We start from the raw sequence: 22,290 nt of genomic DNA, 5'->3' as shown, positions 1-22,290 counted from the left end.
GCCTCCTATGAAAGTTACCGACCACCTGGCCCGCGCCAACGGCAAAACGCTGTTTTCCTTTGAGGTGCTGCCGCCCAAAAAGGGCGAGAATATTCAGACGCTGTTCTCCAACATCGAGCCGCTGATGGAGTTCAAGCCGCCGTTTATCGACGTGACCTACCACCGCGAGGAGTACGTGTACCGGCAGCACCCCAACGGCCTGCTTGAGAAGAAAACCGTGCGCCGCCGCCCCGGTACCGTGGGCATTTGCGCCGCCATCAAAAACCGCTTCGACGTGGACACCGTGCCCCACCTGATCTGCGGCGGCTTTTCGAAGGAGGAAACCGAAAATGCCCTCATCGACCTGCACTTCCTGGGTATCGACAACGTGCTGGCTTTGCGCGGCGACCCAATCAAGTCCGAGGGCCGCTTCGTGCCCGAGCCCGACGGCCACGCCTACGCCTGCGACCTGATCGGGCAGGTGGCCAACCTCAACAAGGGGGAGTACCTCGACGAGGAGCAGGACGACACCTGGGCCACCAACTTTTGCATCGGCACGGCCGGCTACCCCGAAAAGCACTTCGAGTCGCCCAACTACGCCGCCGACCTACGCTACCTCAAGCACAAGGTGGACCGCGGCGCCGAGTACATCGTCACCCAGATGTTCTTTGACAACGAGCAGTTCTTCAGCTTTGAGAAGCGCTGCCGCGAAGCCGGTATTACCGTGCCCATCATTCCGGGCCTGAAGCCGCTCACGGCCAAAGCCCAGCTCACGGCCCTGCCCCGCTCCTTCTTTCTCAACATTCCCGAGGAGCTGGCCGAAGCCGTGCACCAGTCCGCCACCAACGAAGCGGCCCGGCAGATCGGCATCGAGTGGTGCATCAACCAGTCGAAGGAGCTGATGGCCCACGGCGTGCCGGTGCTGCACTACTACAGCATGGGCAAGTCGGAAAGCGTGCGGCGGGTGGCCGCCGAGCTGTTTTAGCGCCCGTTTTCTTGCTGACTTGCGCTGCCGGGCCCCACCGCCCGGCAGCGGTATTTTGGGGGAGCCGGTTTGGGTTGCACCCGCCGGCTTCGAACGCCGCGCTGTGGGCTGCGTACATTATCGACCGCGCCGGCTCACTGCCCCTGCTGGTTTCCCGCTCCTTATGCGCTGATACCGGATCATTGCCGCCATGACTGACCGCCAGCAACACCTCGACGAGCTTTTTCTGCGCCTGCGCACGGCCACATCCCCGCTCGAAATCGAGGCGCTGCAGCAGGGCATCTGGCAGCTGTGGCTGGAAGTCGACGACCCGGCCCTGAACAAGGCCATGGAAACCGGCATGCGCGCCCTCTCGGCCGGCGACTACGGCCAGGCCATTGCCGACTTCACCTGCCTCATCGAGCAGCTGCCTGACTACGCCGAGGGCTGGAACAAGCGGGCCACGGCCTACTACCTGCGCGGCGAATACCGCGCCTCCCTGCACGACATTGCCCAGACCCTGCGCCGCGAGCCCCGCCACTTCGGCGCCCTCTCGGGCAAGGCCAACATGCAGCGCATGGTGGGCGACCAGCGTGGTGCCCTGCGCACCCTGCGGCGGCTGGGGAGGCTGTGCCCCCACCTGCCGGGCCTGCAGGAACAGCTGCGCGATGTGCAGGACAACCTGGACGAATCGGGTATATAGTCACCCGGGCTTTTTCATCTTTTGAAGATAAAGGCGCTGGCACTCACGGCAAAAAGTTGTAACTTTCCCTTCGCCTAGGCCTGTACCTTAGGCGCTAAGCCCGTTTTTAACGGCTTTTTCGCTCTACCTGCTTCTTTCCCCGTCATTTGCATCCAACTGCGAATGCCCAGAATACCACTCAATGAAAGCACTCGTACTCGCAGCATGTTTGGCGGCCTGTCCGCTGATTTCTTCGGCCCAGGGAAAAGTTCGGACCACCGACCTGGACAGCGGCCGGGTGGACAAAGGCCAGAAGGTGGGTGTGTGGAGCTACTACGCTTTTACCGCCAGCGGCCGCAAAGTGCTGGTGCAGCGCTACGACCACAGCAAGCGCAACCTGCTGTTTTTCCGCCAGCCCGATGAGCGCCCCTACCGCCTGCAGCTCGACGGCGAGTGGAAGCGCGACTACCTCGACCGCCCACCGCTGTTTCTGGGCGGCGACGGCGCCCTCTCGGCCTTTACCCGCCAGCTGCGCTACCCCGACCAGGCCCGCAGCAAGCAGGTGCAGGGCCGGGTGGTGGTGACCTTCGTCATCGACACCCTGGGCGCAGCCCACGACCACAAAGTACTGACCGGCATTGGGGCGGGCTGCGACGAGGAAGCCCTGCGCGTGGCCAGCCTGATTCCGGCCCAGTGGATTCCGGCCCGCAAGAACGGCCGCGCCGTGCCGGTTGAGTACGAGCTGCCCTTCGTGTTCCGGGTGCAGAACGCCTCGGGCGGCCAGTAAGCCCGCCGTAGTATCCCTGCGCAAAGGAAGCGCGTACATTGGGGCATGAAATACGCCGTTGCCGTTCCTTCCTTCCGCGCTGCCGGGGCCGTTTGGCTCGCGGCCGCCCTGCTGCTGACTGCCTGCGACTCTACCCCGCGCGAGCGGCAGGAGGCCGTGCGCAACAGCGCCCGCGAAATCGATACCATTGCCAACGAAGCCGGCAACGTGCTCAAGCGCGCCGGCAGCCGGGCCGCCCGCTGGGACTCCGTTTCGCGCCAGCGCAACCGCCAGCCCCTCGACGATGCCGCCACCCGCGCCTTCAACGAGGAGCTGATGGGTACCTACGCCGACGTGGAAAAGCTCACGGCCCAATCCATCGAGCCGGCCTACGCCCAGCTGCTGCAGCAAACCCGGGCCAAGCGCAAGACCTGGACCCAGCGCGACTGGGACTACGCCACGGCCGTATTCCGCCGCCTCAACGAGCAGTACCGCGCCGTGCGCCTGGATTTGCCCGCCCGCGACGAACTGCGCATCAAGGCCCGCCAAGCCGAGTTCGAGGCCCTGGAAACCAGCCGCGACCTGCGCGACCTGGGCCAGGCCGTGCGCGACAAGCCCGTAGACCGTCAATAACCGCCGCCGTTTTCCCGCCTGCCCCGCCGCCGTGCGGGGCTTTTGCTTGCCCATGCTGCGCCTGATTTTCCGTTGCCTGCTGCCAATCCTGCTGCCGGCAACGCTGGCGGCCCAGTCGCCGCGGCTGATTGAGAAGGCCGAGCTGGTTCCGGCGCAGGACCAGTGGCTGATGCCCGGCGACCGGCTGCAGGTGCGCGTGCTGGCCCTGCCCGGCGCCCGGGTGTCGATGCTCAACGGCCGGCCGCTGGCCGAAATGTCCCCGGCCCTGGTGCAGGGCCAGCGCGGCGTGTACCAGATCAGCTACGTAGTGCAGCCCGGCGACACGCTCTTCGGCCGCCCGCTCAAAATCAGCCTGACCGCGCCCGATGGCCGCCGCGACTCCCTGCTCACGCGCCATACCGTGCGCTTTCTCGACCCCCATCAGCCGCAGCTGGCCCGCACCCGGGGGCCACTGGCCTACCTCAACTACGGCCTGGGCGAAGACCGGCTCGGCGGCGCCAAGTTCGGCTACCTCGACTCGCTGGTGCAGCTGCACCTGACCGGCCGCGTGGGCAACCAGTACCGTGTGCGGCTGGCCGAAAACCAAACGGCCTGGGTGCCCCAGGAAGTGGTGCGCCTGCTACCGCCCGGCGGGCTGCTGCCCCCGGCTCTCACCGGCTCGTGGAGCGTGAGCGGCGACGAGCAGTTCGACTACGTACGGGTGCCGCTGCCCGAGCGCCTGCCCTACCGCTCGCAGCTGCTGCCCGAGCCCACCCGCCTGGTTATCGACGTGTTCGGAGCTACTTCCAACACCAACTGGATAACCCAGCGGGCAGGTCTGCGCGCCATTGGCGACGTGTACTACGAGCAGCCCCAGGCCGACGTGTTCCGCCTCGTTATTCCGCTGCAACACCGGCACAGCTGGGGCTACAGCGTGGGCTACCAGGGCAAGGTGCTCATCGTGCGCGTGCGTCGCCCGCCCGAGCAGCTGCGCCTGCGCGGCCTCACCATTGCCGTCGATGCCGGCCACGGCGGCAGCAATCCTGGCGCTACGGGTGCCACCGGGGCCCGCGAGAAAGACCTCACGCTGGCCATTGCCCGGCAGTTGCAGGCCAGCCTGCAAAAGCAGGGCGCCACGGTGCTGATGACTCGGGAAGCGGACGTGAGCGTGGACAACGCCGACCGCATTCTGCGCCTGCGCCAAGCCCTGCCGCACCTGCTGGTGAGCATTCATGTGAACTCGGCTGGCAGCCCCGAGGTGCAGGGCACCGCCACCTTCTACCGCTACGTGGCGTTCCGGCCGCTGTCGAGGGCCATCTACGACGAGCTGCTGAAAACCGGGCTCAAGCCCTGGGGCAACGTGGGCGCCTTCAACTTCGGCCTGAACGGCCCCACCGAATACCCCAACGCGCTGGTGGAAACCGCTTTCATCTCGAACCCCGACGACGAGCGGCGCCTGATTGACCCGGCCTTTCAGCGGCAGTTGGCCGAGCGCATTGCCGCGGGCCTGAAGCAGTTCCTGAAAGATGCCCGCCAGCCCGGCCTGCGGGGCTGGCTGAAGCGGCGGGCCGCCCTGAATTAAGTAGCGGCTGTGGACGTCACATGATTATGCGATGGACAGACATACGAAGACGTTCGTAGAATTGCAGCACCTCTCACTTCTGCTGATTCGAAGCTATGCGTGCTGTCGTTTTCGTTGCCTTCCTGCTGGCTGCTGTGGCCTTGCTTCCCGGCCTGGCCCCCTCGGCCGCCGCGGCCCCACCCGATTCGGTTGATGCCTTTATGCGGCGTGCCATGCTGCGCCACCACATTCCGGGCGCGGCCGTAGCCGTGGTGCGCAACGGCCGGGTGCTGAAGCTGCAGACCTACGGCGTGGCCAACCTCTCGTGGCAGACCGCCGTGACGCCACAAACTGCTTTTCAGTTGGCCTCGGCCACCAAGCCGCTCACGGGTACCTTGCTGGCTGTACTGGTGCAGGAGGGCCGACTGAAGCTGGACGCGCCCATCACCGCCTACCTCGACTCGGTGCCACCGGCCTGGCAGAGCATCACGGTGCGCGAGCTGGCGGCCCACCAGTCGGGCATCAGGCTGGTGCCCCTGGAAACCACCCGCAACACCCGCCACGCCCTGCGCACCGCGGCAGCCCTGCCCATGGACTACGCGCCGGGCACCAAGGACTTTTACGTGAGCACCGACTACGCCCTGCTGCAGGCCATCATCGAGCGGGCGACCAAGCTGCCGTTTGAGGAAGCCCTGCGCCAGAAGGTGCTCACGCCGCTGCGCATGACTGCCACCCGCTTCAACCAGGCGCAGGACGGCGGGCTAGTGCGCAGTGCCCGGGTGCTGCCGCAGGTAGCCGAGGTGTATTCCTGGCACGCTCCCGCCGGGGAGTACCGCGTCAGCGACATGCGCTTTCCCGATTGGTTTGCGGCGGCCGGCGGCATTTACGCTTCCATTCAGGATTTGAGCAACTGGCTGGTGAGCCTCGACCGGGCCACGCTGCTGAAGCCGGCCAACGCCGCCCTGCTCTGGGCGCCCAACCGCCTGCGCAACCACACGCCCACCAACTTCGGGCTGGGCTGGATTGCCGAAACCTATCAGGGCCACCGCTTGGTGGGCCACAGCGGCGGCCCCGCCCTGGCCGACATCGTGCGCTTTGCCGAAGGGCCCGAGCCGCTCAGCATTGTGGTGCTCACCAACACCCGCGGCGGCTTTCCGCCCTACCTGGCCAAGGCCCTGGCGCACTACTACGTGCCCGGCCTCCAGCAGGACCGCCCCGAAAACTACAAGTGAGGCAAACGAAGCAGGCCGCTCCAATTACCGGAACGGCCTGCTTCGCTTGGCTGATTGTTCGTTTAGAAGGGGTAGCCAATGCCCAGGTTGAGGCGCATGCTGCGGCTGGGGCTGCCGCCGTAGGGCACGCGCACGGGCACGGCCGCATCGAGGCGGATGACGATGAACTGGATGTCGATGCGGATGCCGGCGCCGGCGCCCACCGCCAGCTCTTTAAAGAAGGAGCCCGGCTTGAACTGGCCGCCCAGGCGCGTGGAGTCTTCGTTGACCAGCCACACGTTGCCCGCATCCACGAACAAGGCGCCCTTCACGTAGGGAAACAAGTCCTGGCGGTACTCCAGGTTGCCTTCCAGACGGATGTCGCCCACCTGGTCGTAGAAGCGGGTGCCCAGCTCCGATTGCGCGGGCCGGTAGCTGCCGGGGCCGATTTCGCGCGGGGCAAAGGCCCGCACGCTGTTGGGGCCGCCGATGCCGTACTGTTTGAGGTAGGGCATCACGTCGGAGTTGCCGTAGGGCCGGCCTACCCCGATGAGCAGGCGCGAGGCAATCTTGTTGCCGCTGGTGGGGTTGGAAGTGACGCGGTAGTAGTTGCGCAGCTCCAAATCGACCTTGGCGTACTGCGAGTACTCCTGGCCCAGCAGCTCGCGGCCCTGCTCGCCCTCGCCGCCCAGCCCGCCCAGGCGGCTCAGCCCGCTGGCCAGCAGGCCCGCCGACTCGATGCCCCCGCTGAAGTACACCTGGCTGCGGCGCTGCTCATACACCTGGGTGTTGTAGGTATAGCGGTACGAGCCGGCCGGCACGAACTGCTGCCGGAAACTATTGGCCAGGAAAGGCCGGTCGCGCAGCAGGCGGCTGAACTCGGCCGAGCTGTCGGCCAGGCGGATGTACTGCAGGTCGATGGGGCGCAGTTCCTGCTCGTTGGTAATCTTGGTTTTCCAGCTGTAGCCGTAGTTTAGGTTGAAGTAGTCGACCTTAAACGCCTCGCGCCGCTCCACGAAGCGGTAGCCCGCCCCGAATACGGTGCGCGGCTGAAAGTCGGAGTTGGGCAGGCGCACGTCGAGGAAAGGCAGCGGGGGCGTGATGAGCCGCGGCACCAGCAGCTGCGCGTTCACGCCCAGCTCGTAGGAGGTCAGGCCCAGCGCCGGGCCATTGGCGCCTTCGGTGGCGCTTTTGCCGCCCTGTCGGGTTTCAAACGAGCCCACCAGGTTTAGCAAGAGCTGCTCGGCACCGCGCAGGGCCGAGCGGTTGCGGTACTGCACCGTGAAGCCCGGCCCGGTGAAGCCGTTGGTTTTGTTGACCAGCTGAATTTCGGCCCGTAGCGACTTTTTCTTGAGCTGCGTCATGCGTACCGAGGCGTTCAGGAAGCCGTAACCGGCCGAGTCGGGCTTCTGGCGGGCCTGCCGAAACTGGATGTCCACAAACTTGAAGGTGCCCAGGCTCATCAGGCGGCTCAGGGTCTGGTCCTGCCGGCGGCGGCGGTACAGGCTGTCGGGGTACAAAAACACCGCGTTGGTAATGGCTTTGGCCTTGAAGACTTTCTCGTCGGGCACATAGCGGTACTTCTTGTACATAATGGGCCGTACCGACTCGGTGGTATCGGTGAGGCCGTAGCGGGTGTTCAAGGTCACGCGGTTGAGCACGTAGGGCTGGGCGGCGCGGTCGGGAATGCTGCCTTTCACCCGCAGGTACACGTCCACCTGGTTGTGCTCGGTGCTGTCGACCTCGTAGAGAATGTAGTCGGGGTTGAAGAAGTAGTAGCCGTGCTGCTTGAGCTGGTCGTCGATGCGCGAGCGTTCGGTGATGAGCGTGTTCAGGTTGTACGGCTCGCCCACCTTCAGCAGCGTGCCCGCCTGGGTTTTGCGGATGTCGTTGTCGAGCAGGGTGTCGCGGTCGGGAAAGTGAATTTCCTTGATGGTGTAGGGCCGCTGCACCGTGGCGGTGTAATCCACGGTAGCGGTGCGCCCCTTCACGTTGGGTTTGGTTTGCACCCGCGGGCTGGCAAAGTAGCCGTTGTTGTAGAGGCGATTGATCATCAGCCCCTTCACCTTCTGGGTATCTACCTGGCTCAGCAGCACCGGGGCCTCGCCGTACTTCTCGGCCAGCCACTTGCCCAGGCCCTTAGTTTTGCCTTCGCCCATGTGCCAGAAGTAGAGCTTGGGGCGCAGCCCCAGAATGGAGGCGTTGGGCTTGGGCGTAATCACGGTTTCCAGCTCGGTCTGAATTTCTGCCTCGCGCGGAATGGGGTAGGGCGAGGTGAGCTTGACCGTGCTGCCGGTGTAGAGCTTGTCGTTGTCGGGAATAAACTTGGTGCCGCTGCACGAGGCCAGCAGGGCCAGCGCCGCCAGCACTGGTCCCCAGGTCATCGTCCGCATTCCCGTCGGTAGTCGTTTCATCAGGGTCATCGGCGGGCTAGTTCAGGGCGTTGTTTTTGAGCGTGTCCTGGGCGGCGGCTTTTTCGGCCTTGCGGGCGCGGCGGTCGGTGCGCACGGCCTGCTTCACCTCGGGCGCCACTTTGGCAAACAGCTCCTGCAGGTTGTTGTAGTCGCGCTGGAAGATCAGCGAGGTGCCGGTGCGGATGAACTGCCCGTCGATGTCCTCGTAGGCGTTGTTGCGGAAGGCGCGCAGGCGCAGGCGCCCGTCGCTCAGGATGTTGTACTCGATGCTCACGTCGCCGGCAAACTGGCTGGCCGCCGAGGCCCCGCCCGCGGCCTGGTTGCCGCCCCCGCCCAGCGGCACGTCGGTGCCCAGGCGCACGCTCAGCCGGTCGTTGAACAGCTGCCGGCGCACGGCCACGTTCAGGTCGGTCTGGTTGTACTGCTGCCCGGTGCCCGACACGGCCGCGTAGGAGTCGACGCCCAGTTCCAGGCCGATGCCCGCCAGGTACTCGCCGGTGAGGTTGTTGAGCTGGTCGGTGAGCACCTGGCTGGCCGAGCCGCGCAGCTGGTTTTCCACCAGCCCGCCCGGGGCAGCGGTGCTCTTCAGCGGGTTGTCGGCAATGAAGCGGTTGAGGGCGAGCAAGGCGAACACCTGCTTGTTTAGCTCGTTCTGCTCGGAGGGCTGGCGCAGCTGCTCCAGCTTGGCGCGCACCGGCTCGGCCACCGGGCTGGTGGTGTTTTCGGGCACCCGAATATCGAAGCCGATGGTGGGCTTGAGCAGCTCGTCGGTGACCTTCAGCAGCACCTCGAAGGGCAGGCGGTTGCGCGCCAGGTTGCTGATTTCCGAACCCGCGTCGAGCTGATTGGCAATGAGGTCGGCGGCCACGGCGCGCACCCGGTAAATGGCCGTCACGCTCACCTGGGCGTTGAACGGGTCGCCGTTCCAGAGAATAAACGAGCCGGGCTCGATGTCGAATTTGCGCTCGGCCAGGTCGTAGAGCGAGAGTTGGTACTGGCCCTCGGTCACGCCCAGGCGGCCGGTCAGGCTCTGGGCGCCGCGCTCGTCGAGCACCGCGTTCAGGGTGCCCTCGGCCCGCACGCGCAGGTTGTCGCCGGCCGCTTCGTCGATGACGATGGTAAAGGGCGTACGGTCGGTTACGGTGATGGTGGCGCGCACGTCGTAGCCCGTGGCCACGGCGGCGCTGTCCACCTCTACCTGCGCCAGCAGCGCCGAGTCGGGCTTGGGTGCGTCCTTGTCGATGAACACCACAATGCCTTCGCGCTCCACCGCCACGGGGTCGTCGGTGGGCACCACCACGGTCAGGTCCGAGCCGTCGGCCACGGTGGCACGGGTGCGCACCACGGGCCGGTTCAAGTCGCCGCTCACCCGCGAGTCCGAGTCAACGAACAGCTTGCCGTAGTACAGCGGGTTGTCGCGGCGGGTGCTTTGCACGGCCAGGAAGTTGTTGGTTACGGCCGTCAGGTCGAGGCGGTACTGGCCCACCTGCGCCAGGTCGCGGGCCGGAATGATGTAACCATTGACGACGGCCTCACTACCCAACGAGTCGATGATGGCGAAATCGTTGAAGTGCAGGCCCCGCTCGTTGAGCACCAACTCCTCGTCGCTCACGCGGAAGGGCGCGCCCAGCTGCGAGAGGGTGAAACCGGCTTCCTGGAAGCGCACCGCCCCGCGCAGCTGCGGGGCGGCCGTGGTGCCCCGGATGGTGAGCTGGCCGGTGAGGGCGCCGCTGGTTTCGCGGATCTGCCCGGCCGAGAAGGGCTCCACGGTTTTTAGGTTCAGCCGCGCGATGTTGGTGGTTACGTCGATGGCCCCGCTGGTCTGGTAGTAGCCCTGCACGCGCACGTCGTTGCCGTCCTGGCTGCTGAGCTGGGCCGTCAAGTCGTAGCGGTCGGCCACGTTGTTGACGGCCTGGGCGCGCACGTCGCCGAGGATAAACTTGTTGTAGGCCAGCTGCGTGAGCGTGAGGTCGGCGGTGAAAGCCTGGCCGGGGCGGCCCAGGTTGTAGGCCACGGCCTGCCCGTTGAGCGTGCCGCCGATGAGGGAGTCCTGCAGCCCGGCGGCGCGGCCGATGGCGTAGAGGTCGAAGTTGCCGATCTGCACCTGCAAGGGGTTGCGGGCGCCAGGCAGGGTTTGCAGGGCCAGAAAGCGGTCGGCGGCGCCCTCGTTGCGGCTCAGACGCACGTTCTGGGCCTCGATGGCGCCGGTGGCGGGCGTGTAGCGCACGAAGTTGTTGGGGGCCACCACCCAGTCTTTGCGGTCCACGGCCAGATCGGGTGCGAAGCTGAACTGGTAGGTGCGCCCGCCGCCCAATACCTGCAGGGTGCCGCCCAGGTTCAGCCGCTCGGCCGAGTCCGACTCGGCGATGCGCAGGCGGGTGCCGATCTGGTTGTTGGCGATGCTGCCCGTCAGGCTGGGGTTGGGCACGCGCAGGGTCGTGTCCTGCCGAATCTGGTCGAGCAGCACGGCGTAGTCGAGCTTCTGGGCGTCGGAGCCCACGCGCAGCTTCAGCGAGTCGAAGGCAATGCCCTGGTAGCGCATAAAGGCCACGTCGGAGCGCACAGCCAGGCTGGCGGCGCGGCTGTCGTAGCTGCCGCTGGCCTTGAAAGGCGAGATGCGCGTGAGGCCGGTCACGAACTTGGGCAGCAGCCGGGCCCCCGATTGCGGCACCTGCACCTCGAAGGTGAAGTTGCGGGCCACCGACGAGGCGCGGTACTGCACGTCGGGCAAATCGAAGTAGCGGTCGACGTGGCGCTGCAGCTCGGTTATCATGTCGCCCAGGCGGGTATTGCCGCGCACGGTGGCATTCAGAATGCTCGAAGCGAAGTCTACTTCGGTGCGGCCGGTCTGCTGCACGATGCGGGCATTCACCGAGTCGAGCGGAATGGTTTGGTTGTTCGACACCACCACGATGTTGTTGCCCACAAGCGTGCCGTTGATGGTATTCAGGTCGGAGCCCGACAGGTTGGCGTCCAGGTCGCCCTGCACGCGCAGGTCGCCGCCCGAGTAGAAGCCCAGCGCCGTCAGGTTCAGGCTCTGCAGGTTGCCGCTGAAGGCGTACACCGGCGCGTTCGGGTTGCGCAAATCGATGTTGCCCTTGATGGCGAAGGCCGCGTTGGCGTCGCCGCTGCTGCGGGCGTCGATGGCGTACTGCTGGCCCGTGATGCCCACCGTCGCGTCGATGTTGCGGTAGGTGTAGTTGCCGTAGCGGGCGCGGTCGAGCCGGGCCACCAGCTTGCCGCGCATGGTCGTGGGCTCGAAGCCGGCGCCCACGTAGGAGCCGCGGCCCGTAACGGGGCCGATGTCGGGCTGCTTGAGCAGCCGGCCGAGCTGGAAGTTCTGGAAGCTGAAGCGCGCGTCCACCGGCTCGCGGCCCGCGGGGCCGGGCCGTAGGTTGGCCGCAATGGTGGCCCCGCCGAAGGAAGTGTTGGCTTGCAGGTTCAGCGCCAGGTCGTTGGCGGTGGGCCGGCCGCGCACGGTGCCGCTGAGTGTGGCGCGCTCGGGCAGCTCAATCACGTCCTGGGGAATCAGGCCGGCCGGCAGCAGGTCGTTGAGGTCGCGCTTCGTGGTGGTCAGCTGCCGGATGTTCAGATCGGTGTAGAGGCGGCCGTCGGTGTTGGGCAGCCCGCGAATGCGGCCCGAGGCGCGCACCACGGTGTTGCGCAGCCCCACGATTTCCACGTTGTTGAGCGCGAAGTTGTCGAGGCGTCCGTTCACCTGCCCGCTCAGCAGCACCGACTGGTTGGGCCCACTGGTGAAGGGCTTTTCGGTGATGAGGTCGGGGGCCAGGTACAGAATGTCGCGGAAGCCCAGGCGGGTGTCGCGCAGGTCGGCCTCCAGGCGCGTTTTGCCCAGCTGCCGGGTGTCAGCCAGCGCCCCGAGCGAGTCGAACCCGATGGCCAGGGTCCGGCGGATGCGGGTGTGCGGGGTCACCAGGTCGAGGTTGTCGAGGCGAATCTGCACCGAGTCGTACACCACGTCGGCCGCGGCCCGGTCGACGCGGAAACCGCTTTGCTCGCGGCCGGCCAGCAAATCGATGCGGCCGGTGGTGCGGTTTTCGGAGTAGCTCAGGTTGCGCGTTTTCAGGGCCAGGTCTTCAAACAGCAGGTGGTTGTAGTCCATGGCCGGCAGGCGGGTGCGCTGGGGTTTTTCGTCGAGGTTGTCGAAGGCGAACTTCACCCCGCTGATGTCCGACTCGCGCAGCGTGAGGGCCCAGGAAGTAGCCGCGCCGGTGGCCTGCGTCACGGCCGAGTCGAGCTTGCGCACGGCTTCGGCCGGGTTTACCACCCGCTCGGCCACGGGCACCGTGGAGTTCTGGGCGTAACGGATGTCGGCCTCGCGCAGCACCAGCTTGCGCAGGCCGATGCGCTGGCGGATCAGGTCGATGTTGTCGGCTGTTACTTCGGCCTGCCCGATGCGGGTGCTGATGTATTGCTTGGCGGCTTCGTTGCGGTAGTTGAGCGCCACGTTGTCGAGCACGGCCTGGTCGAGCCCCAAAGTGAGCGTGAGCGGCTCGGCGGGCGTGTCGGGCGGCACCTTGGTCTGCGTAATGTTGATACCGGTGTTTTTGAGTGCGGCGCGGCTCACCCGGTACACCGAGCGGTCCACGTCCACTTCATCCATGCGCACGGCCAAATCGCCCACCCGGGTGCGCACGTTCATCCCATCTACTTCCTCGCGGTAGGTCAGGAAGATGTTCTGCAGGTGCGCGTCGCCGATGTCGTACTTGAAGCCGCCCGTGGAGTCGGCGGGCGTTACGGTGGTGGTGTCGCCGGTGGCAAAGGCCGCCAGGATGTAGTCGAAGTTGTAGGTGGAGTCGGGCAGGGTGCGGGCAATGTGCACGGTGCCGTCCACCAGCTCCACGTTGCTCACGTTGATTTCGGACTTGGTCAGGGCCCACAAATCGATGCCCACGGCCAGCCGGCCCACCGAAACCAGGGTGTCGCCCTGCTGATCTTCCAGGTACACCCCGTCGAGGGCCAGGCCACGGCGCCAGTCGGTGCGAAACTTGGCGATGCGCACCTCGGTGCCGATTTTATCCTGCAGGTAGCCGGCGGCCTTGCGGGCGGCAAAGTCCTGCGCCGCAGGAAACTGCAGGGCCACGACGACCCCGATAATGAGCAGCAGGACAAACGCCAGCAGCCCAAGCACGACGTAGAACAGGCGGCGTAGGGAAGTGGACACAGAGTAGCGTTAAACGGGCAGACGGAGAGAGGCAGGCTTTCCCAACGAAAAAACCCGGTCACGGGTTAGCTTGCCGCTACGTGCCGGCCCCGGCCTTGCCCCCGTCGGCCCGGCGCTTTGGGTGCGGCAATTGCTCTCGGTGGCGGGGGCCGCAGGCGGCACGGGGGCGGCTTTTTCTTTTTGCCGGGCCGCAATCGTTTCCGGTCCGGCCGGAATTTGATTCCGGTTACGGAGCGCGTAGCTTCGGGGAATGTTTCGCCGAAACGCCCGTTTCGGCTGGCTTTGCATTTCCCCTATGCGCGTTCGTTTCCGCCTTCCCTATTTCACCGCCTGGGGCCAGCGCCTCGAAGTACGCGGTGCCGGCCCGGCCCTGGGCGACTGGCACCCCGAGCGGGCGCTGCGCCTTGCCTACGACCCGGCCACCGGGCTCTGGGAGCAGGAAACCGAGCTGCCCGCCGGCACCGCCGAGCTGCGCTACAAGTACGTGCTGGTGGAAGCCAGCGGCGCCACGCACTGGGAAGGCGGCCCCGACCGCGTGGTAACCCTCGGCGGCGAGTCCTACGGGCGCCTGATACTCGACGAGTTCTGGCACGCCCCCGAGCTGCCCGACTACGAACTGCAAACCAACGCCTTCACCCAGGCCATTTTCCGCCGCCCGGCCGACTCGCAGTGCCGCCCGGCCCCGCTGCGCGCCCGCACCGCCGACGCCACCGTGCGCTTCGCCCTCACCGCCCCGCGCGTGCCCGCCGACCGCTGCCTGTGCGTGCTGGGCTCCGACGAAGCCCTGGGGGCCTGGGACAACCGCAAGGCCGTGGTGCTGTCCGACGCCGGCTTCCCGCAGTGGCAGGCCGACGTGGCCCTGGCCACGCCCGAGCGGCCGGTGATGTACAAGTACGGCCTCTGGGATGCCGAGCAGCGCCAGTGCGTGGACCTGGAAGCCGGCCCCGACCGCGTGCTGCCCGCCCTGAGCGGCCGCGACACCCTGCGCTGGCGCCGCGACGAGCAGTACCGCCACCGCGAAGGGGCCTGGCGCGGGGCCGGCGTGGCTCTGCCGGTGTTTGCCCTGCGCAGCCGCCAGGGCCTGGGCGTGGGCGAGTTTCCCGACCTGAAGCTGCTGGTAGACTGGGCCGTGCAAACCGGCCTGAAAATGGTGCAGGTGCTGCCCATCAACGACACCACCGCCACCCACACCTGGGTCGACTCCTACCCCTACGCGGCCATCTCGGTGTTTGCCCTGCACCCCCAGTACCTGCGCCTCGACGCGGTAGCCGAGCTGCAAGACCCCGCCCTGCGCGCCGAGCTAGACCAGCTGCGCGCGGAGCTCAATAGCCGCGACCACGTGGACTACGAGCCGGTGATGCAGGCCAAGTGGCGTTTGCTGCGCCAGCTCTACCAGCAGGAAAAGGCCGGCTTCCTGGCCGACCCCGACTACCAGCAGTTCTTCCGGGAGCAGCAGCAGTGGCTGGCGCCCTACGCCGTGTTCAGCGGTCTGCGCGAGCGGTTCGGCACCGTTGACTTCCGCCAGTGGCCCGCCGCTTTTCAGCAGCCCGGCGAGCTGACCACCACCCTGCTCGACCCGGCTCACCCCGAGTTCGACGAGTTCGGCCTGCACCTGTTCACCCAGTTCCACCTCGACCGGCAGCTGCTGAGCGCCGTGGCCTACGCCCGGGAGCACGGCGTGGTGCTGAAGGGTGATTTACCCATCGGCATTTACCGCCACTCGGTGGAAGCCTGGACCCAGCCCGAGCTCTACCACCTCGACCAGCAGGCCGGCGCCCCGCCCGACGACTTCTCGGTAACGGGCCAGAACTGGCGCTTCCCTACCTACAACTGGGAAAAGATGGCCGAGGACGGTTACGCCTGGTGGCGGCAGCGCCTGGGCCACCTCAGCCGCTACTTCGATGCCTTGCGCATCGACCACATTCTGGGTTTTTTCCGGATCTGGGAAATTCCGGCCCACGCCGTGGAAGGCTTGCTGGGCCACTTCTCCCCCGCCCTGCCCTTCTCGCGCCAGGAAGTGGAGCAGCGCCTGGGCTGGTTCGACTACGACCGGCTGGCGCGGCCCTACATCCGCTGGCACATTCTGGAAGAGCTGTTCGGCGCCGAAGCGTCGGCCGTGCGCGACGAGTTTCTGGACGAAGCCGGCTACGGCGCCTTCCGCTTCCGCGAGTTCGTAGACACCCAGCGCAAAATCGAAGCCGTGGTGGCCGACCGCCTGGCCGCCGCGCCCGCCGATCAGCACCCCGCGCTGCTGCGCCTGCGCGAGGGGCTTTACCGCCTGCACACCGAGGTGCTGTTCGTGGAGGCCGAGGGCTCGGGCGGCCAGCTCTGGCACCCGCGCATCACGGTAGACAAGTCGCGCACCTTCCGCGACCTGGACGACGAGTCGCGCCGCCGCATGCACGAGCTGTACGTGGACTTCTTCTTCCGCCGCCACGAGGAGTTCTGGCGCGAACAGGGTTTGGTGAAGCTGCCGGCCATCCGCTACGCCACCAACATGCTCATCTGCGGCGAAGACCTGGGCATGGTGCCCGCCTCGGTGCCCGGGGTAATGCGTCAGCTGGGCATGCTGGGCCTCAACATTCAGCGCATGCCCGCCGCCACCGGCATCGAATTCTCGCACCCCAACGACGCGGCCTACCTGTCGGTGGTGTCGCCTTCCTGCCACGACATGAGCACCGTTCGCGGCTGGTGGGAAGAGGACCCGGCCCGGACGCAGCGGTTTTTCGAGCAGCTGCTGGGTCACCGCGGGCAGTCGGCGCCCTACTTCTGTGAACCGTGGGTGGCCCGCGAGATGGTGGTGCAGCACCTGCACTCCCCCGCTATGTGGGCTATTTTCCCGCTGCAGGACTTTCTGGCCCTCGACGAGCAGCTGCGCCGGGTAAATCCGCAGGACGAGCAGATCAACGTGCCGGCCAATCCCGAGCACTTCTGGAAGTACCGCCTGCACCTGCCGCTGGAAGAGTTAATTCAGGCCACCGGCTTCAATCAGCAGGTCCATCAACTCATGGAAGCCAGCCAGCGCAGCTAGCAGGTATTAGATTTTTTTTAGCCCGTTGAACTGTCCGGGCCCGGCAATTGTCCCGGGCTCGGACAGTTTTTTTATGCCCGGCCCTGGTACTGATGAGCTTCCCCGCAGAAGGCAATTTGTTCGTCGGATAAGTCAGGATGGCACCTTGCAAAATATCATTCTTGCTATATACCCTCACGAATAATCATTCTCGCAATAGCAGCATTATCAGCTCATTGAGTTAATTTTACGCGCCGTTATAGAATTCACAACTATAACTGTACCAAGACTCGCTTTTTTCACACTTCTCATACGCTTAATGACAACAAGATTACGACTGCTGACCTTGCTGCTGGCGCTGCTGCCGCTGGCAACCTGGGCTCAGACGCCTTTTCTTCGGGAAAGCACGGGTAGCCCCTACCCGGCCGGTTTTGAGCATCCTATTCAGAGCCGCCGCCCGGCGGCGGCCAGCACGGCGGCCCGGGCGGCAGCCTGCGCCGTTACTACCACGTTGAACTTTGCCCAGCGCACGGTTGGGGAAGACTGGAAAAACCTTGCTCCTATTGTGGTGGGCGCGGCCCCGCGCAACACCACCATCAGCACGGCCGGCACCTACGTCGAGCCGGTGGGCGGCACCGAAACCTCGCTGGCCGTAGGCGACCCCAACTTCCTGGGCAACACGCTGATGTGGTACACCAACTACACCGCGGCCACCAGCTCGACCACGCAGATTACCTATTCCTTCAACCGCCCGGTCAACAACTTCTCGCTGCGGATTCAGGACGTGGACGTGGGCAGCAACTTTATCGACGCGGTAACCTTCGACGCGCTGCAGCCCGACGGCACCCCGCTGAGCCTCTCGACCGCCAACGACGCCTCGGTGCAGTACAACTCGGCCTTCACGCGGCTGCAGAACAACACCATCCTGGGCATTCAGAACAACGCCGACGGCCAGGCCAACGGCACGGTGACGGTGACTTTCAACAAGCCCATCACCAGCTTCAAGATTACCTACCAGAACCGGATTCAGAACCTGGCTGACCCGGGCGTGCAGTACATCGGCATCGACTACATGACCTGGTGCACCCAGGCCAACATCACCACCACGCTGGTGGGCCCCGACCACGCCCAGCCGACCACGCAGGTTACCTACAACGTGGTGACCCGCAACTCGGGCGACTACGCGGCCACCAATGTAATTCCGCAGGTGCAGCTGCCCGCCGGCATGCGCACCCGCCTGACCCTGCCCACCGGCAGCGTGTACGACAACGTAACGGGCCTGCTCAGGCTGCCCGCCGTGGCCAACCTGGCCGTGGGCGCCACCAATACCACCTCGTTCAGCTTCACCATGAACGGCACCGCGGTAACGGGCACGGCCAGCGCCACCATGGACACCGACGACTCGGACCCGGCCGACAACAACGGCTCGTTGCCCGCGGCCACGGTAACCACCGGCGTAAACGTGCGCCCCAACGCCCGCAACCAGAGCGCTACCATTCGCAGCAGCGCCACGGCATTTTCCAGCCTGCCCGCCCTCGACGCTACGGATGCCGACGGCGACGCCATGCAGAGCTTCACCATTGTGGGCTCGACCCTGGCTAACCTGACCACCTACGGCCGCCTGTACTACATGGATGGTGCGACGCGCCGCCAGATTTCGGGCAGCAGCGACGTAACGCTGACCCCGGCCCAGGCCGCCAGCCTGCAGTTTCAGACCCTGACGGGCGCTACTACCGGCACTACCAGCTTCCAGTACACCGCTACCGACGTACCCGGCGGCGTCGACTTGAGCCCGGCCACCTACACCATCGATATCGTGGCCGACCTGCCGGCCGTGTACACCTCGCCCAACACCTATTTCCGCAGCACGCTGACCAACGGACAGGTTCTGGCTACGGTGAGCGACCCCGACGGCAACATCACCGTGGCTACCGTTACCCGCACCGGCGGCACGGCCGGGGGCATCAACTTCAACCCGGTCAACGGTGCCTTCACGGCTTCGTTCAGCAACAACCCTGGCCGCCCCGCGACCGGCCTGCACACCTTCTCGGTAACCACTACCGACGCCCTGGGCGGCACCACCACCCAGAACGTGAGCATCCGCATTCTGGGCGACGCCGCTGAGGTAGAGGCCGTGTACTCCACGCCCAACCGCTTCAACCGCGACGGGCTGGCGCTGAACTCGGTACTGGCCACGGTTACCGACGGCAACGCCGACATCGTATCGGCCACGCGCACGGCGGGCACCCTGCCCACCGGCATGGGCTTCAACACCACCACGGGCGAGTTCTTTGTTAGCTCCAACACGCCGCCCACCGCCGCTACCCGCAACTTCACGGTAGACACCCGCGACGCGGCCGGCGGCACCTCGTCGGACGTGCCGGTGAGCATCGTCATCTTCAACGACACGGAATCGGCCTACACCGTGGCCGCGGCCCGCAACGTGGATAACTACCCGGCTGGCTTTTCGCTGGCTTCGGCTTCGGATGCGGATGGCGCTATCAGCTCGGCTTCGCTGGCCTCGGGCACCCTGCCCGCCGGCGTAGCGTTCAACACCACTACCGGCGCATTCACCGTTTCGGACCCCGCGCTGCTGGTAGCCGGCAACTACGCCTTCTCGGTTAACACCGTGGATGCCACCGGCGGCAAAACCACCCAGCCGGTCATCTTCAGCCTGACGCCGGACCGCGAAGCATCCTACGCGGCCTCGCCGGTTTCCTTCAACCGCGACGGGCTGGCCCTGAACAGTGTGCTGCTGGCGGCCCCCGCCGACGCCGACGGCACCATCTCGACTTTCACGCTGGCCTCGGGCACGCTGCCGGCCGGCATCAACTTCACGGCCAGCGGCCGCTTCGTGGTCAGCTCGAACACCCCGCCGGCCGTGGGCACCTACAACTTCGTGGTGAACACCGTGGACGCTACCGGCGGTAAGACCGCCGTGCCGGCCACCATCAACATCTTCGAGTCGGAGGCCGTGTACACGGTAGCGCCGGCCCGCAACGTGGAAAGCTACTCCGCCGGCTTCTCGCTGGCTTCGGTAGCCGACGCCGACGGAGCTATCAACTCGGCCACGCTGGCTTCGGGCACCCTGCCCGCCGGCGTAGCCCTGAACGCCACTACCGGCGAATTCACCGTCTCGAACCCGACCTTGCTGGTAGCCGGCAGTTACGCCCTGAGCGTGGCCACTACGGACGCCACCGGCGGCAAGACGACCCAGCCGGTTAGCCTGGTCTTCACGGCCGACCGCGACGCCGTGTACTCGGCGCCGGTTTCCTTCAACCGCTCGGCCCTGACCAACAACCAGGTGCTGGCTTCGGTAACCGACGCCGACGGGGCCATCAGCTCGGCCACGCTGGCCTCGGGCACCCTGCCCGCCGGCATTGCCTTCAACCCCAGCACGGGTCAGTTCACGGCCGCGTTCGGGGGTAGCACGGGCGTTACCCGCCCGGTGGCCGGCACCTACAACTTCACGGTGAACACGGTGGACGCCACGGGCGGCCGCACCACGGCCCTGCCCGTGCGCATCACCATCTTCAACGACACCGAAGCCGTGTACTCGACGCCCAATAGCTTCAACCGCGACGGGCTGGCTAACGGCACCTCGCTGGCCACGGTTACGGATGCCAACGGCGCCATTACCGCCGCGACGCTGGCCTCGGGTACCCTGCCTTCGGGTATGGGCTTCAACCCCGGCACCGGCCAGTTTACGGTGAACAACGCCATGGCTCCCCTGGCCGGCACCTACGACTTCACGGTAGCCACCACCGACGCAACGGGCGGCACCTCGCCGGCCGTGGCCGTGAGCATCACGGTGTACAACGACACCGAAGCGGCGTACTCGACTGCCAACACGTTTAACCGCGACGCGCTCAGCAACGGCACTTCACTGGCTACGGTAACCGACGGTAACGGCGCCATCAGCTCGGCTTCGCTGGTTTCGGGCACCCTGCCTTCGGGCATGGGGTTCAACCCCGCTACCGGTCAGTTCACGGTGAATTCGGCTACGGCTCCCGCCGTCGGCGTGTACAACTTCACGGTGAACACGGTAGACGCCACGGGCGGCCGCACCACGGCCCTGCCGGTACGCATCACCATCGGGGCCGACCAGGAAGCCGTGTACAGCTCGCCCAACCGCCACAACCGCGAGGCGCAGGTGCTGAACTCGGTACTGGCCACGGTAACCGACGCCGACGGCGCCATTAGCTCGGCAGCTATTACGGCCGGTACCCTGCCCTCGGGCATGGGCTTCAACCCGGCTACCGGCGCGTTCTTCGTGAGCGTAGGTGGCGCGGGCCGGCCGGCCAACGGCACCTACACCTTCACGGTGAGCACCACCGACGCCACCGGCGGCACCAGCAGCCAAGTGGTATCCGTGGTGCTGTTCGGCGACGCCGACGCGACGTACTCGACGGGTAACGTCTTCAACCAAGATGCGCTCAGCAATGGCCGCACCCTGGCCACGGTCACCGACGCCAACGGCGCCATTACCACGGCTTCGCTGGCTTCGGGCACGATGCCCGCCGGCCTGCAGCTCGACGCCACCACCGGCCGCGTGTCCGTAGCCAACGCCGGCGCCGTAGCCACCGGCAACCACGTTCTGTCGGTAAATACGGTGGATGCCACCGGGGGCCGCTCGGCCGTGCCGGTGACCATCACCATCAACCCCGACAAGGAGGCCCAGTACACGGTGGCGCCCAAGCCCAGCGGCGCCTACGCCGACAACCAGGCACTAGCCACGGTAACCGACGCTGACGGCACCATCACGGTGGCCCAGCACAGCGCCGGCGTACTGCCTCCCGGCGTGGCCCTGGATGCGGCCACCGGCCGCCTGTTCGTGAGCAACCGCCGCGAACTGGTGCCCAACGGCAACTACCGCGTCACCATCACCACCACCGACGTCACCGGCGGCATCACCACCCAGGAGCTGCAGCTGAGCATCAACGCCCTGCCCCTGCCGGTGGAGCTGACGCGCTTTGAGGTGCAGGCCGCGGGCTTCGACGCCCAGCTGAACTGGACCACGGCCTCGGAGAAAAACAACGACCGGTTTGAGGTGGAGCGCAGCTTCGACGGCCACGCGTTTACGGCCGTAGGCCAGGTACAGGGCCACGGCAGCACCGCCCAGGCCACTACCTACGCCTTTGCCGACCGCGGCGTGGGCCGCCAGCCCCGCCTGGTGTACTACCGCCTCAAGCAGGTCGACTTCGACGGCACCACCCAGTACGGCCCCATCCGCTCGGTGCGCTTTGGCGCCAGCCCGGCTACCCCGGCCGTGGAGCTGTACCCCAACCCGACCACCGGCCTGAGCTACCTCGACCTGCAGAGCCTGCCCGCCGGCACCTACCAGGTGCGGGTAAGCGACCTGGCCGGCCGCACGGTGCTCACGACTACGGCCGGCACGGGCAGCCCCGAAAAGCTGGACCTGAGTGCCCTGCCCAGCGGCTCGTACGTGGTAACCGTCAGCAGCCCGGCCCTGCGCCTGACCAAGCAGCTCGTCAAGCGCGACTAGTCCGGTTTTACTTGCCCGGCAAAGCCCCTTCCCTCCCCGGGAAGGGGCTTTCTGTTTTTACTGCCCTGGGCCGCGGGGAACTACGACTTGCTGAATAGCTGCTTCAGCCCGCCTAATGCTCCCAAGAATAGTGCGCCGCGAATCATCTTTTAGCGCACAAGATTCTCGGAATGTTTCTGTTAAATGCAAATAATATATTTAGCTTTGCCCGTCCGAACCATCCTGAATTTTGCCGATTAAGCACCATTCAGCTGACTATGGGTCTGTTTGACTGCCTGCCCGGGCACGGGTTTTGGGGTATGAATTCTGGGTTGTCCTTGACGATTTTCTCTTTACCCGCTATCTGCTTTCCCCAAGCACAAGGCCCCGCCGTGGCCGTCAACCCCGCTCCTGCCCCGAT

The 22,290-nt window shown here is 66.1% G+C and carries 10 protein-coding genes; 8 read left to right on the top strand and 2 right to left on the bottom strand.

Annotation, left to right across the window (positions count from 1 at the left end):
• The first annotated feature begins 7 nt into the window (after nucleotides 1-7).
• The 6 genes from metF (at nucleotide 8) to ACE191_RS14840 (ending at nucleotide 5,796) form a co-directional block, all read left to right on the top strand.
• Nucleotides 8-964, top strand: coding sequence for a methylenetetrahydrofolate reductase [NAD(P)H] (metF, locus tag ACE191_RS14865; RefSeq protein WP_400193024.1), 957 nt, complete (start codon nucleotides 8-10; stop codon nucleotides 962-964).
• A 190-nt stretch (nucleotides 965-1,154) separates the two neighbouring features.
• Complete coding sequence (locus ACE191_RS14860; RefSeq protein WP_400193023.1) at nucleotides 1,155-1,646, top strand: tetratricopeptide repeat protein; 492 nt, start codon at nucleotides 1,155-1,157, stop codon at nucleotides 1,644-1,646.
• Nucleotides 1,647-1,827: 181 nt separating this feature from the next.
• Complete coding sequence (locus tag ACE191_RS14855; protein WP_400193022.1) at nucleotides 1,828-2,412, top strand: energy transducer TonB; 585 nt, start codon at nucleotides 1,828-1,830, stop codon at nucleotides 2,410-2,412.
• A gap of 45 nt (nucleotides 2,413-2,457) precedes the next feature.
• A complete protein-coding gene (locus tag ACE191_RS14850) occupies nucleotides 2,458-3,024 on the top strand; it encodes a hypothetical protein (protein WP_400193021.1) in 567 nt (188 codons plus the stop codon).
• 52 nt (nucleotides 3,025-3,076) lie between these two features.
• Nucleotides 3,077-4,585, top strand: coding sequence for an N-acetylmuramoyl-L-alanine amidase (locus tag ACE191_RS14845; protein WP_400193020.1), 1,509 nt, complete (start codon nucleotides 3,077-3,079; stop codon nucleotides 4,583-4,585).
• Between the two features lie 95 nt (nucleotides 4,586-4,680).
• Complete coding sequence (locus ACE191_RS14840; RefSeq protein WP_400193019.1) at nucleotides 4,681-5,796, top strand: serine hydrolase domain-containing protein; 1,116 nt, start codon at nucleotides 4,681-4,683, stop codon at nucleotides 5,794-5,796.
• 62 nt (nucleotides 5,797-5,858) lie between these two features.
• Here ACE191_RS14840 and ACE191_RS14835 read toward each other — a convergent pair whose 3' ends face one another.
• Both ACE191_RS14835 and ACE191_RS14830 read right to left on the bottom strand, forming a co-directional pair.
• On the bottom strand, nucleotides 5,859-8,189 hold the full coding sequence (locus ACE191_RS14835; RefSeq protein WP_400193018.1) for a BamA/TamA family outer membrane protein: 2,331 nt from the start codon (nucleotides 8,187-8,189) through the stop codon (nucleotides 5,859-5,861).
• 16 nt (nucleotides 8,190-8,205) lie between these two features.
• Nucleotides 8,206-13,374, bottom strand: a complete 5,169-nt coding sequence (locus tag ACE191_RS14830; protein WP_400193017.1) for a translocation/assembly module TamB domain-containing protein — start codon at nucleotides 13,372-13,374, stop codon at nucleotides 8,206-8,208.
• A gap of 295 nt (nucleotides 13,375-13,669) precedes the next feature.
• Here ACE191_RS14830 and ACE191_RS14825 point away from each other — a divergent pair, with 295 nt between their 5' ends.
• Both ACE191_RS14825 and ACE191_RS14820 read left to right on the top strand, forming a co-directional pair.
• Nucleotides 13,670-16,405 (top strand): 4-alpha-glucanotransferase, encoded by a 2,736-nt coding sequence (locus tag ACE191_RS14825; protein ID WP_400193016.1) that lies wholly within the window; start codon nucleotides 13,670-13,672, stop codon nucleotides 16,403-16,405.
• Between the two features lie 298 nt (nucleotides 16,406-16,703).
• On the top strand, nucleotides 16,704-21,890 hold the full coding sequence (locus ACE191_RS14820) for a putative Ig domain-containing protein (RefSeq protein WP_400193015.1): 5,187 nt from the start codon (nucleotides 16,704-16,706) through the stop codon (nucleotides 21,888-21,890).
• Nucleotides 21,891-22,290: the final 400 nt, after the last annotated feature.

The organism is Hymenobacter sp. B81, from assembly GCF_044628455.1.
Lineage (GTDB): Bacteria > Bacteroidota > Bacteroidia > Cytophagales > Hymenobacteraceae > Solirubrum.
Note: the sequence above shows the minus strand (reverse complement) of the source record. Positions and strands in the feature narration are given on the sequence as shown.